Consider the following 13,484-nt stretch of genomic DNA (forward strand, 5'->3'; position numbering starts at 1 on the left):
CCTGCCCCTACCCCGCCTCACCAGCCAGCAGCACCATTTCCGCCACGCGCAGCGCTTCGGCGGCGAGTGGGACGCCGCAGTAGACGGCGGCCTGCAGGAGGACTTCGCGGATTTCCTCGACACTTGCGCCGTTGTTGCGGGCGCCGCGCAGGTGGCCGGCGAGTTCGTGGCTGCGGCCCTGCGCGGTGAGGAAGGCCAGGGTGACCAGGCTGCGGCTTTTCCGGTCGAGCCCCGGCCGGCTCCAGATGCCGCCCCAGGCGCTGCGGGTGATGAATTCCTGCAGCGGGGCGGCGAAGTCGCTGACTTCGCCGAGTGCCCGATCGACATGCGCGGCGCCCATCACCTGGCGGCGGATGGCGAGGCCGCGCCGATAGTCCGGATCGATCATGCCGTGGCCTCCTCCAGCGCCAGTTCGGACACCCCGGGCGCGACGGCGAACGGACAGGCCGTCTTGTCGCGCACCTCTGCCAGCGTCGCACCGGGCTGCAGTTCGAGCAGGGTCAAACCATCGTCGCCGACGGCAAAAACGGCGAGATCGGTGATGATCATGTTTACGACGCCGCGCCCGGTCAGCGGCAGCGTGCATTGCGCCAGGATCTTCGGCGAGCCGTCCTTGGCGCAGTGCTCCATCAGCACGATCACGCGGCCGACGCCGGAAACCAGGTCCATGGCACCGCCCGGCCCCTTGACCATCTTGCCCGGCACCATCCAGTTGGCGAGGTCGCCGTACTGCGAGACTTCGAGCGCACCGAGAATGGAGAGGTCGATATGGCCGCCACGGATCATCGCGAAGGAGTCGGCGCTGGAGAAGAAGCTGCTGCCCGGCAGGCTGCTGATGGTCTGCTTGCCGGCGTTGATCAGGTCGGCGTCGATGGCGTCGGGCGGCGGAAAGGGACCGATGCCGAGCAGGCCGTTCTCCGATTGCAGGGTAACGCGCATACCGGCCGGGATGTGGTTGGCAACCAGGGTCGGGATGCCGATGCCGAGATTGACGTAGTAGCCGTCGCGCAGTTCGCGTGCCGCGCGGCGCGCCATTGCGTCGCGCAGCGGGTCGGCGCGGGCCGGAGCAGCGGCGCCGGCGACGGTGCGGAACTCGATGCGTTTCTCGTAGCGCTCGCCCTGGACGATGCGGTCGACGTAGATGCCGGGCGTGTGGATGTGGTCGGGGTCGAGCTCGCCCGGTTCGACCAGTTCCTCGACCTCGGCGACGGTAAACCGGCCGCAGGTGGCGATCATCGGGTTGAAGTTGCGCGCCGTCTTGCGAAAGACCAGGTTGCCGTCGCGGTCGCCCTTCCACGCCTTGACGATGGCGAGGTCGGCGCGGATCGCCGGTTCCAGCACGTAGTCGCGGCCGTCGAAGCGGCGCGTCTCCTTGCCTTCGGCGAGCAAGGTGCCGACGGCAGTGCGGGTGTAGAAGCCGGGGATGCCGGCGCCACCGGCGCGCAAGCGCTCGGCCAAGGTGCCTTGCGGCACCAGTTCGAGGTCCAGCTCGCCGGCCAGCACCTGGCGCTCGAATTCCTTGTTCTCGCCGACATACGAGGCGATCACCTTCTTCACCTGGCGTGTTTTCAGCAGCGGCCCCATGCCGAAGTCGTCGACACCGGCGTTATTGCCGACGATAGTCAGGTTGCGGGTGCCCGACTCGCGCAGCGCGCCGATCAGGTTTTCCGGGATGCCGCACAGGCCGAAGCCGCCGGCGGCCAGGGTCATGCCGTCGAACAGCAGCCCGTCGAGGGCGGCGGCGGCATTTTCATAGACTTTGCTCATTGTGTTGCTGCTCCGAATCGTCGTGGAAGCCCCGGGCGCGGCCTTGATCCGTCGCCCGGGGCAAGCGCCCTTAGTCGGCGCGTTCCGGCACCGGCAGGTGCACCCATTCCTTGTAGAAGGCCTCGATGTCCGGCTCGAAGTCATGGATCACCGGATACCACGGAGTCGGCGCCTCGACGTCGTGCATGGCGCCACATTCCGGACAGTAGTACTCGCGGTACACCTGCCACTGGGTGTCCGGGGCCATCAGCTTGGGATAGACCTCGGTCATCGCCTCTTCGGTATCGCGGACGTAGATGCTGGCGTGCAGCTTCCAGTTGTCGCGGTAGTCGCAGAAAACGTGGCCGCAGTCGCACTGGGTGACCCATTGCTTGGTCTTGGCCGACTGCACGATGTAGAGGTGCGGGCCGAGCGGCAGGACGATCTTGTCCTTGAACTTGACCTTGGCCTGCAGCGCCGCCAGGTATTGCTCGAAGCGGCTGTTGTCCTTGGGCATCGACAGCATGCGGAAGGTGGTTTCCCAGTCGAGGCTGCCCTCGACGAGGTGGGCGACCTGCTCGTTGGTGTAGGTAGACATGGTTTTTGCTCCTTGATTCTGTGATTACTCTTCGACCTGGACGACGGTGGTGACGTCGGGCAGCAGCGACAGGTCCATGCGGTGCTTGGAGCCGTAGGACGGCACGCCGAGGTCTTCTTCCAGCAACTGCCAGTCGGCCGGCAGGTTCCAGAAGTCCTTGAACTCGCGGGTGAACTTCTCGGACAACGCGAAGCTGGTGGCGAACATGTGCTGCACCTGGACGGCGGCGTGCTTGTTGACGATGCGTTCGCGCTCTTCCTTCATCCATTCGCGGGTCGGCAGGGCGCGGGCCAGGCGTTCCTTGCGGATTTCGCCGCGGCGTTGCGCGGTGAGCGCCGGATCGACCGTGAACACGCCCTTGGCGTCCTGCGTGAACACCGCGCCGTAAACCTTGGCGGCGTATTCCGGGAGCAGGAACTTCTGGTTGAGGTCGGCCTCGATCGCCTTCGGCTCGCGGTCGATCGGGTCACCAAAGCCGGGGCCGCCGCGCAGGTAGTTGAGGTAGAGGTCGTGGTTGGCGTAGCAATCCTCGGTGGTGATGCACTGCTTGTCGCGCTTGACCGTGGCGGTGGCGTCGAGGTGGCGCTCGTAGTCCGGGTCGGAGGGGTCGAGGTCGGCGCCCAGCGGCAGCGAGTCGCCGATGGCGATGCGCTTTTCCAGCCCGGTGTTGTGCGCCTCGAAACGGTAACCGGTAGCCGACGGGTAGCCGCCCATCATGCCCCAGTCGCTGTTCATGAAGCCGTTGCCCATGAAGAACATCGTCCAGTCCTGGGCGTTCCACACCATGCGCAGCGTCTCGAAACCGCAGCCGCCGCGATACTTGCCGTAGCCGCCGGAGTTGGCCTTGACGTTGCGCCCGAGGTAAAGGAGCGGCTCGGCCATTTCCCAGATCTCGATGTCGCCCATGTCGCCTTCCGGGTTCCAGATCGCGGCGGCGTGATTGAGGCCGTCCTTGACCGCGCAGGCGCCGGTGCCGCAGCTCGAAGCCTCGAAGCTGTTCACCGCGTGGATCTCGCCGTCCTGGTTGATGCCGCCGCCCTGCAGCCAGTTCGAGGTGTTGGCGTTGCCGGCATTGACCTCTTCCAGATAGCCGCGGCTGAAGTAGGACTGGCTCAGGCCGCGCCACAGCGCCGCCCAGCCCGAGACCAGGAAGTGCCAGGCGTAGGCGTGGCCGGTGCGGCGGTCGTCCGGGTTGCACCAGGTGCCCTTGGGCAGGCGGAACTCGGTGGCGTAGTAGGCGCCGTCGTTGATGCGTTGGGTAGGGACCAGGGTCTGGCACATCATCACCCAGATGCCGGAGGTGAAGGCCACCTGGTGGGCGTTGAAGGTGTGCCAGCCCCAGCGGCTGGCGCCCTCGAAGTCGAGCCGCCACTTGCCGTCCGGCTTGATCGTCATCTCGCACGGCGAGTGCATGATCGAGTCGAGCTTGGCGAAGGCGTTGGAGACCTGCACGTCGTCGTGCTTGTACGGCACATCGACGAAGGACACCTTGCGGTACTTGCCGGGCAGGGTCATCGCCTTGACCCGGCTCATCAGGCCGCGGCGGCCTTCCTCGATGACTTCGAAGGCAAACTTCTCGTAGGCCTCGATGCCATCGGCGCGGATCACTTCCTCGACCAGTTCGCGGATCATGTGGCAGCCGGCGATGCGGGTTTTCTCGTCGAGAATCCAGTACTTCGGCGTACGCACCGAACGTTGCGACTCATGCAGCCAGTCGCGCAGCGGCTCGTCGTTGATGCCGGTCTTGCGGCAGGTGATCATGTAGCCGTCGCCGAAGCGCTGGGTCTGGCCGGTGGACATCGAGCCCGGCGTCACCGAGCCGGTGTCGATGACGTGGGTGACGCCGCCGACCCAGCCGATCAGCTTGCCGTCCCAGAAGATCGGCACGATGGTGGCGATGTCGCAGGGATGGACGTTGCCGATGGCGCAGTCGTTGGTGGTGAACATGTCGCCCGGGTTGATGCCGGGGTTGGCTTCCCAGTTGTTCTCGATCATGTACTTGATCGCCGCGCCCATGGTGCCGACGTGGATGATGATGCCGGTCGAGGTCAGCACACAGTCACCGGCCGCGTTGTAGAGCGTGAAGCAGAGTTCGCCTTCCTGCTCGACGATGGGGCTGGCGGCGATCTTCTTGGCGGTTTCGCGGGCATGCACCAGGCCGCCGCGCAACTTGGAAAACAGCTTTTCATAGCCGATCGGGTCGCTGTCGCGGAAGGCCAGCTTTTCCAGGCCGTTGTAGCAGCCGCTGGCCTTGGTCCGCGCGATGATCCCGTCGCGGTACTGCTTCAGGGTCTGGCCGTTTTGCAGCAGGTCGGCAAAACCGATTTCCTTTTTGCTCATCATGTTCATGGTGGGTCTCCTTATTTCACTTCCTTGAGGTGGAACAGCCGATGCTTGTCCACCGTGGTCTCGAAACCGTCCGGCACGACAAAGGTGGTGGCGTCGGATTCGATGATCGCGGGGCCGACGATGTGGTTGCCGGCCTTCAGGCTTTCCATCTTCCACAGCGCGGCGTCGACCCAGCGCTTGTGGCGGTAGAAGGGGCGCGTGCCGAGATAGGCTTCCTTGGGCGGCGTCGGGCCGGCGTCCGGGTCTTCCGGCAGCACCGGCTTTTGCGTCACGACCATGCCGCGCAGGATGGCGCCGGTGATCGAGAAACCGAGTTCCGGCGAGCGCGCGCTGTTGGCGTAAACCCGGCCATAGGTGGTCTCGAAGGCATCGACGATCTGATCCCAGTCGGCGGCGGTGGCGGCGCTGGTCACCGGCGAGACGATTTCCAGGTCGTTCAACTGGCCCATGTACTGCATCTTGTAGCCGGGGATCAGGATGACGTCCGCCGCCTTGTAGCCGTTCAACACGAACTCGTCGATGACCTTCACCGCCAGTTCGCCCCAGGCTTCCTGCAGCGTCCGGCAGGCGGCGGCCTTGGTTTCGGGGGCGGCGAGCTGGGCGACGCCGAGGTCGACCGACTTGTCGTAGCGATACTCGAAATCGGCGCAGGCGCAGCCGAAGGCCGAGAAGCCGGCGGCCCAGGCGGGCACCACGACATCCTTGAAACCGACGCCCTCGGTATAGCCGTAGGTGTGCACCGGGCCGGCGCCGCCGTAGGAGAAACAGGTGAACTCGGCCGGGTTGTAGCCCTTGGCGCTGATGTTGGCGCGCAGGTATTCGGACAGCGTCAGGTCGAGCAGTTCGATGACGCCGGCCGCCGCGTCTTCGACCGAGAGGCCGAGCGGGTCGGCGATCTGCGCCTTGATGTGGTCGCGGGCGCGCTGCACGTCGAGCTTGATCGCGCCGCCGAGGAAGTTGTCCGGGTTCAGGTAGCCGAGCACGACGTGGCAGTCGGAAACGGAAACCGTATCCAGCCCGCTTTCCGGCCAGCAGGTACCGACGCGATAACCGGCGGAATCGGGGCCGAGCTTGATCGACTTGCTGTACGGATCGAGGCGGACGAAGCTGCCGGCGCCGGCGCCGACCGAATCCATGGCGACCAGCGGCAGCGACAGCACCAGGCGGGCCATGTCGGGGTCGGACTTGATCGCGAAGTTGCCCTTGGTGATCAGCGCCACGTCGAAGCTGGTGCCACCGATGTCGGAACAGGCGATGTTCTCGTCGCCGAGGGCTTCGCCCAGCAGCTTGGAGCCGATAACGCCGCCGATCGGCCCGGAGACGATGGTGCGCGCCAGTTCCTTGGCCTTCCAGCTGATCGTCCCGCCGTGCGTGGCCATCACCCGCAGGTCGAACTTGGCGCCGTGCTTCTTGAAGCGGTCGCTGACCTTCTTCAGCGTCTGGCGCGATGGTTCGGCACCGTAGGCTTCGAGGATGGTGGTGTTCATCCGGTGGCTTTCCTTGCGCGACGGGTAGTAATCGACCGAAGCGAAGACCGGGATATCGACCTTGAGCTTCTGCAATTCATCCCTCGCCACGTCACGGGCGCGCTGCTCGCTGCTTTCGTTCTTGTGCGACTGGAGCAGGCAGATGACGATGGCCTGCGAGCCGGCTTCGACCAATTCGCGGATGGCCTGGCGCACTTCGTCCTCGCGCAGCGGGATGACCACCTTGCCCTGCACGTCGGTACGCTCGGTGACGCCGCGGGTGCGCGAAACCGGCACCAGGGGGTCGTCGTAACGGTGGGTGTTGAGGTGGATGCGGTCTTCCAGCGCGTAGCCGAGGTAGCTCTGCAGCGCGCGGCCCATCGAGTGAATCTGCTCGAAGCCCTTGTTGCAGATCAGGCCGACGTCGAGCCCCTTGCGCATCAGGATGCGGTTCAACATCGCGGTACCGGAATAGACGCAGGTCGCCAGTTCCGGATAGACCTCGTCGACGCTGCGATTCCAGTGCGCCAGCGCGTCCTGCGACGAGTTGAAGATGGCGAGCGACTCGTCGCCCGGGTTGCTCTGCGCCTTGCCGACGACGAAGCGGCCGTCGTCCCGGACGAAGAAGGTGTCGGTCATCGTGCCGCCGGCATCGATTCCCATCACCTGGACGGTGGATTGTTGTTGCATGTTGCCTCCTGTATTTGGTGTGTGCATGGGGGGTTTCCCCACACCAGCTTCTTGGCAAGGGCCGGGCCAGGCGCCGCACGGCGTCGCCAAATGTCCCGAATTTCGCTGGTGAATCAGCACTTTGCGAGCGCTGACCGGATGCCGCCCGCACCCCCTCACCGACTGTCCGCCACTGTCCGTTTTCCCGACGAACGGACGCCTGTGTCCGAAATCCGGACACTTTTCCGGCGCCGTGCTGCGCCGCACAAGCCATTGATCCATAAGGAGTTTATTGACATAACCCGACAAGCCGACTAGGGTTATGGAATGGTTTATCGCTTCACCTAATCAAAAAACCACCAACCAACGAGATCGACGCCCCATGCCCTTTTCCCAATGCGGCTCCCTGGTTCCCCGGATTGGCGACGAGAACGTCGTCGCCACCGCCTGGGAGCGTTTCCTGCAGGATCGGCCGTGGTCCGGCGGCGGCGTCCGCGACGTGGTCCTCGATTCCTGGCAGCGCTGCCGTTCGGAAGCCGTCGACCCGGCACTGCGCAGCGCCCCGGGCGCGGCTGCCGAACGCATCCGCCAGTTGCAGTGGCAGAACCGCGACCTGTGCGCGGCGGCGCGCCCGGTACTCGACGGCCTGCGCGACATCCTGCGCGAATGCGGCACCCTGATCATGCTGTGCGACCACAGCGGCACCATCATCGACCTCAACGGCGAAACCCGGGCGCGCAGCGTCGGCGAGGACATCAACCTGGCGACCGGCGGTTGCTGGAGCGAAGCGGTGATTGGCACCAACGCCATCGGCACCGCCATCGCCACCGCCGCCCCGGTGCAGATCTACGCCAGCGAGCATTTCTGCATGGACGTCAAGCGCTGGACCTGCGCCGCCGCGCCCATCCTCGATCCGCTGGCGCGCACCCTGCTCGGCGTGGTCGACGTCTCCGGCGTCAAGGAAACCTTCCACGGCCACACCCTGGCCCTGGTGATGGCCGCCGCCAAGCAGATCGAAGGCGAACTGGCGCGCCACGACGGCCTGCTGCACGGCCGCCTGCTGGCCCGGGCAATCGACGATTTTTCCCGCTACGCTAGCGATTGCGTCGTCCTCTTCGATCACCGCGGCCGGGTGGTCAAGACGACCGGCAGCGTGCAGAGTGCCCGCGAACAGCACGGCGTCCGCCTGCCCTTCGAGATCGGTGGCCAGGTACCGGGGCTGAATCTGGCACAGCCCGAACTCGACCGCCGCCAGCAGCGCCCGGACTGGCTACGTCCGGAATGGCAGCGCCTGATCCGCGACGAGGACGGCGAACTCGGCACCCTGCTGGTGATCCCGCTCGGCGGCGCGCGCCGGCCGGCGGCCCATGCCCCAACGGCGCCGGCCGCGGCTGCCGACCCCTTCGCCGAAATCATCGGCAGCAGCGAAAGCCTGCGCATGGCCAAGAGCCGCGCCCGGCGCATCGCCCCGCTCGACCTGCCGGTACTGCTGCTCGGCGAAACCGGCGCCGGCAAGGAACTCTTCGCCCGCGCCGTGCATCGCTCGGGCAGCCGCCCGGACGGCCCCTTCGTCGCTGTCAATTGCGGCGCCCTGACCCGCGAACTGCTGGCCAGCGAACTCTTCGGCTACACCGAAGGCGCCTTCACCGGCGCGCGCAAGGGCGGCCTGCCCGGCAAGTTCGAACAGGCCGACGGCGGCACGCTGTTCCTCGACGAAATCGGCGAAATGCCGCTCGACATGCAACCGCACCTGCTGCGCGTGCTCCAGGACGGCATCGTCGTCCGCCTCGGCGACACCCGCGAGCGCAAGGTCGCGGTGCGCATCGTCGCCGCCACCAACCGCGACCTGCTGGCTGAAGTCGAGGCCGGGCGCTTTCGCGAGGATCTCTTCCACCGCCTGTGCGTGGTCAGCCTCAAGCTGCCCGCCCTGCGCGAACGGCCGGGCGACATCGAGGCGGTGATCGAGCATCTCAACGAACGCCTGGCCGGCAAGTACGGCTGCCCGCCGAAACAGCTTTCGCCGACCGCCCGCGAAGCCCTGTTGCGCTACCGCTGGCCGGGCAACATCCGCGAACTGCAGAACGTTTTCGAAGCGATGTTCGCCTTGAGCGAAGGCGAAAGCATCGACGACAGCCTGCTGCCGCCGCACATCGCCGCCGACCTGCTGACGACGCCCCCCACCGCCGCCCTGCCGGCCGTGCCCGGACGGCTGGAGGACCTCGAACAGGAAGCGATCCAGCTCGCCATCCGCCGCGCCAACGGCAACGTCTCGCGCGCCGCGCGCGCCCTGGGCATCGCCCGCAGCACGCTGTACGTCAAGCTGGCGGCGATCAAGGACGGCGCCGCCCGTTGAGGCGAACCCCGTGTCGGCAGCCGCCGGCGCTCGCGCGCGCCGCCTTCATCCTGCCGTAACACGCCACCGGCAAGCTGTTCTGGCAACGAGACCTTTCCCGCGAGGTTGTGATGACAGAAATGCTGTTCTGCTACTGCTGCCGTGTGCATCATGCCAAGAACGAGATGCGCCTGTTCCGGACCCGTCACGGCTATCGCTGGCGTTGCCTGCGCAGCATCGAGGCCGCCCGCCGCGATCACGGCGAACGCGACGCCTTCGGCCAACGACAGACGGCGCTCAACCGCGAATTCGCCCGCCGCGCCGCGGAACACAACTGGCGGCTGCGCCAACTTGTCGAAACCTGACACGGCTCCCAACGCCAGCGCAGGGATTGCCATCGTCCCGCTGGATAGCGGCTGCGCGAACCGGGTCGAGGCCAGCGTCGCACTCCTCGTCGATGCCTTCGCCGACCCCCTGCGTTACGACGCCGCACGCTTGCGCCAGGAACTGCAGACGAACGATCCGGTGTTCTACCGCAAGTTCTTCATCGCCGAAGCCGGTGAACAGGTGCTCGCCGTCGGCGGCGTCAAGGCGGCCGACTGGGCGAGCCGCACCCATATCCTCTACCTGTCGGCAGTAGCGCCGGAACGCCGGGGCCAGGGATTGGGACGGGCGATGATCAAGGCGCGGGTCGACTGGATCACCGCCAATTTCAAGAGCGGTCGCATCCTGGTTTCGGCAGTCAAACCCCGCCGTTTCCGGGATCACGGTTTCGACGAGATCCGCGACAGCGATCTGGCCGGGCGCCAACTGCTGATGCGCCGTTTCTGAGGGCGCCCCTGGCGGCTGCAAGCACGCAGCATCTCACCCGCCAAAGCCCGCGCAAAAATCGTTTGACATATTCCATGCAGCTACTAAGCTTGACGGCAATCGCCCTCGGAGGCGGTCTGTAAACGCCCACAGGAGGAGCCCGATGCTGTTCATCACCAGCCGCATGCCGACGGTCAACACGGAGCCTGCACTAAACAAGGATTTCGCGTTCGACCTGCAGAACAATTCGTCGAGCCGCAGCTTCTTCTGCTGTTTCCGGCACAAGAAGGGCAAGTACGAGGAAATCGGCAGCATGAACCTGCTCAAGACGCTGAAAGCGGCGAAGGTGCGGCAGGTGCTGGTGTATATCCATGGCTTCGCCAACCTGCCCGAAGATGTCTTCGCGGCGACCGAGGAACTGCAGAAACTGTGCGACAAGAAAAAGGCGGGCGAAGTCCTGGTCCTGCCGCTGATCTGGCCATGCGACGCCGATCTCGGCATCATCAAGGACTACTGGGACGACCAGAAGGCGGCCGACCAGAGCGCCTTCACCTTTGCCCGGGTGATGCAGCGCTTCATGGAATGGCGCAACTCGCTTGAATACAACCCGGAAGACGATCCCTGCCTGAAGCGCATCAACCTGCTGGCCCATTCGATGGGTAACCGGGTGCTGCGCCAGACGCTGGAAAACTGGCGGCGCTATGACCAGCCGCAGGGCCTGCCGCTGCTCTTCCGCAACACTTTCATGGTCGCCGCCGACATCGTCAACGAATCCCTGCACAAGGGCCAACCCGGCGAACTGATCAGCCACGCCTCGCGCAACGTGGTGGTGTATTACGCCTCCGACGACCTGGCGCTGCGCGCCAGCAAGGTGAGCAATGTCAAGAACGGCGAGGCCTCGCGCCGCCTCGGTCACTCCGGCCCGGAAGACATGGAGCGGACGCCGAAGAATGTGTATGCGATCGATTGCGACGACGTCAATACGCTCTACGATCCACCCAAGGGCCATTCCTATTTCCGCGCCGGCCTCAAGAAAGGCCAGCCCGGCGTCGTCTTCGATCACATCTTCGAAACCCTGCTCAGCGGTCGCGTTTTCCCCAACGAGGAATATCGCAAGTCAAGCATCCTCAGCCTGAACCAAAGCTGAACCCCCGGTCGGCGCACCGCCGCGCCGGCCTTTGCCGGAATCCCGCCCCAGGCGGCGGATTCCGGCATTTTTTTCAGGTGCCCGCCAGATAGGCGGCAACCTGCCCGGCCGGCATCGGCCGCGCGAAATAGTAGCCCTGGAATTCCTGGCAGCCGAGCGCGTTGAGCACGGCGAACTGGGTCTGCTGCTCGACGCCTTCGGCGACGACTCGCAGGTTGAGGCTGTGCGCCAGCGAGACGATGGCGCGGGTGATGGCAAGCCCACCGTTGCCGCTGTCGCATTCGAGGACGAAGGAGCGATCGACCTTGAGAATGTCGATCGGGAAACGCTTCAGGTAGGCAAGCGAGGAATAACCGGTGCCGAAGTCGTCCACCGCGATGTCGACACCCATCGCCTTCAGTTCGCCGAGCACCGCCAGGCTGCGCTGGACATCGCCCATCAGCATGCCCTCGGTGATCTCCAGCTCGAGGTTGGCGGCCGGCAGCCCGGCTTCCTCGAGAACGGCGCCGACCAGCGCGGCGAGGTCCTTCTCGCGAAACAGGCTGGGCGAGATGTTGACGGCGATGCGCAGGTCCGGATGGCCAGCCGCACGCCAGCCGGCGGCCTGGTGGCAGGCTTGACGCAGGACGAACCAGGTGAGCTGGCCGATCAGGCCGTTTTCCTCGGCCAGCGGAATGAAGCGCACCGGCGAGACGCTGCCGAACTCCGCACACTCCCAGCGCACCAAAGCCTCGAAACCGCAGGCACGGCCACGGGCGTTGACCTTCGGCTGGTAAACGACGCTCAGCGCCTCCTCCTCGATCGCCCGGCGCAAGGCCGAATCGAGCGCCAGACGCTCGCGGGCCTCGACGTTGAGGGTTTCGGTGTAGAACTGGAACTGCCCCTTGCCCAGCTTCTTGGCGTGGTGCATCGCGGCGTCGGCGTGGCGCAACAGGACATCGAGGTCGACGCCGTCGTCGGGGAAGATGCTGACGCCGATGCTGCAATTGACGCGGACTTCCTGGCCGTCCAGGGTGATCGGCTCGGCGATGGCGTCCTGGATGCGGTGCAGGATATTCAGGGTCTCGGCCAGACCGTCGTAGTCGCCGAGGATGAGGACGAACTCGTCGCCACCGTAGCGGGCAACGGTATCCGAATCGCGCAGGCAGGATTTGAGGCGGCGGGCGACCTCGACCAGCAGCTTGTCGCCGGCACCATGGCCGAGACTGTCGTTGACCAGCTTGAAGTTATCGACATCGACAAAGGCCAGGCTGCCCTTGGAGCCACGCCGGTTGGCCAGGCGCACCACCTGCTGCAGGCGGTCCTGCAACAGGTTGCGGTTGGGCAGCCCGGTCAGCGGATCATGCGTCGCCTGATACTCCAGTTGCTGGCGGTAGTGGTACTGGGCGGTGATATCCTCGACCGTGCCCTCGTAATACAGTGGCTCGCCGGCGGGACCGCGGACGACATGAGCGTGCTCGGAAATCCAGATGCGACTGCCGTCGCGGCGATAGACCTCGGATTCGAAGTCGCTGACCCGGCCGTGCTCGCGCATCAGCGTCTCGAACTCGGCGCGACGCCCTGGCTCGACATAGAGATCGCCGGCGATGTCGGACAGGCCGGCGATCAGCTCGGCCGCTCCGGCGTAACCATAAAGCTGCGCCAGCGCGCGGTTGGCAGCAATGTAGCGGCCGTCGATCGAGGTCTGGAACATGCCGACCACGGAATCCTCGAAGATGCTGCGGTAGCGCTGCTCGGCGTCGCTCAGCTGGCGCTGGCTGAGAACCTGGTCGGTGATGTCCTCTACGAAGCCTTCGAGCACCCGCCGCCCCTGTTCGTCGAGCACGATGGCGCCCCGTTCGAGCACCCAGCGCTCGCCGCCATCGCGGTGCAGGAGCCGGTACTGCACGCGGTAACGGGCAACGCCGTTCATCGCCTCGACGATGCGCCGCCGCACCGGCAGACGGTCCTCCGGATGGGTGATCGCCTCGTAGGAAACCAGCTTGTTGTATTCCAGCTCGTCGGGGCAGTAGCCAGTCAGCTCGCGGCTGCCGTCGCTGACGAAATGCATCGTCCAGTGGTCGTCGATGGCGCAGCGGAAGACCATGCCCTCAAGGTTGCGGACCAGCACCTGCAGGACGCGCTCGCTGTCGATCCTGTTCCAGGCCGATTCGCGGCGTTTGCGCAGTACGGGAAGAAAGCCGGGGGAAGATGCCTGGTCGTTCACAATCGTAAATCTCGGTTAATCCGAAACACTGTTAAGCAAGAGGCTTGCCACCAACCAGACCCAGCAGATTCAGGCAGTTTTGTGACAACCCGACGGAAAAACGACAAAATCGCGCCCCGACATGGTGCATCCATTCCCCGCCGGGTGGCGCCGGGTGCGCC

Annotated in this window: 10 protein-coding genes and 1 pseudogene; 4 read left to right on the top strand and 7 right to left on the bottom strand. The window is 65.6% G+C overall.

The features are described from left to right. Positions 1–7: 7 nt before the first annotated feature. The 6 genes and pseudogenes from pcaC to ACE3OV_RS12865 all read right to left on the bottom strand — a co-directional run bounded on the left by pcaC (position 8) and on the right by ACE3OV_RS12865 (position 6,849). Entirely contained in the window at positions 8–388 is a 381-nt protein-coding gene (gene pcaC, locus ACE3OV_RS12840) for a 4-carboxymuconolactone decarboxylase (protein WP_374327623.1), read from the bottom strand. After that, positions 385–1,035, bottom strand: coding sequence for a 3-oxoacid CoA-transferase subunit B (locus tag ACE3OV_RS12845; RefSeq protein WP_374327693.1), 651 nt, complete (start codon positions 1,033–1,035; stop codon positions 385–387). The genes pcaC and ACE3OV_RS12845 overlap by 4 nt, the downstream gene beginning before the upstream one ends. A 36-nt stretch (positions 1,036–1,071) precedes the next feature. Further along, positions 1,072–1,767: pseudogene (locus tag ACE3OV_RS12850) on the bottom strand (CoA transferase subunit A); the annotation flags it as partial. 70 nt (positions 1,768–1,837) lie between these two features. Next, positions 1,838–2,344: an acetone carboxylase subunit gamma gene (locus tag ACE3OV_RS12855; RefSeq protein WP_374327624.1), complete on the bottom strand. Its 507-nt coding sequence runs from the start codon at positions 2,342–2,344 to the stop codon at positions 1,838–1,840. 24 nt (positions 2,345–2,368) lie between these two features. Next, positions 2,369–4,693, bottom strand: a complete 2,325-nt coding sequence (locus ACE3OV_RS12860) for a hydantoinase B/oxoprolinase family protein (protein ID WP_374327625.1) — start codon at positions 4,691–4,693, stop codon at positions 2,369–2,371. 11 nt (positions 4,694–4,704) lie between these two features. After that, entirely contained in the window at positions 4,705–6,849 is a 2,145-nt protein-coding gene (locus ACE3OV_RS12865; RefSeq protein WP_374327627.1) for a hydantoinase/oxoprolinase family protein, read from the bottom strand. A 361-nt stretch (positions 6,850–7,210) separates the two neighbouring features. Between ACE3OV_RS12865 and ACE3OV_RS12870 the strand changes: the two genes are divergently transcribed. The 4 genes from ACE3OV_RS12870 (at position 7,211) to ACE3OV_RS12885 (ending at position 11,117) form a co-directional block, all read left to right on the top strand. Further along, complete coding sequence (locus tag ACE3OV_RS12870) at positions 7,211–9,181, top strand: sigma-54-dependent Fis family transcriptional regulator (protein ID WP_374327628.1); 1,971 nt, start codon at positions 7,211–7,213, stop codon at positions 9,179–9,181. Between the two features lie 110 nt (positions 9,182–9,291). After that, positions 9,292–9,525: a hypothetical protein gene (locus ACE3OV_RS12875; protein WP_374327629.1), complete on the top strand. Its 234-nt coding sequence runs from the start codon at positions 9,292–9,294 to the stop codon at positions 9,523–9,525. Further along, positions 9,512–9,991, top strand: a complete 480-nt coding sequence (locus tag ACE3OV_RS12880) for a GNAT family N-acetyltransferase (protein WP_374327630.1) — start codon at positions 9,512–9,514, stop codon at positions 9,989–9,991. Before ACE3OV_RS12875 ends, ACE3OV_RS12880 begins: the two co-directional genes overlap by 14 nt. Positions 9,992–10,133: 142 nt before the next feature. Then, on the top strand, positions 10,134–11,117 hold the full coding sequence (locus ACE3OV_RS12885) for an alpha/beta hydrolase (RefSeq protein WP_374327631.1): 984 nt from the start codon (positions 10,134–10,136) through the stop codon (positions 11,115–11,117). 73 nt (positions 11,118–11,190) lie between these two features. Here ACE3OV_RS12885 and ACE3OV_RS12890 read toward each other — a convergent pair whose 3' ends face one another. Beyond that, positions 11,191–13,323 (bottom strand): EAL domain-containing protein, encoded by a 2,133-nt coding sequence (locus ACE3OV_RS12890; RefSeq protein ID WP_374327632.1) that lies wholly within the window; start codon positions 13,321–13,323, stop codon positions 11,191–11,193. Positions 13,324–13,484: the final 161 nt, after the last annotated feature.

Source organism: Azonexus sp. (assembly GCF_041909095.1).
Classification (GTDB): Bacteria; Pseudomonadota; Gammaproteobacteria; order Burkholderiales; family Rhodocyclaceae; genus Azonexus.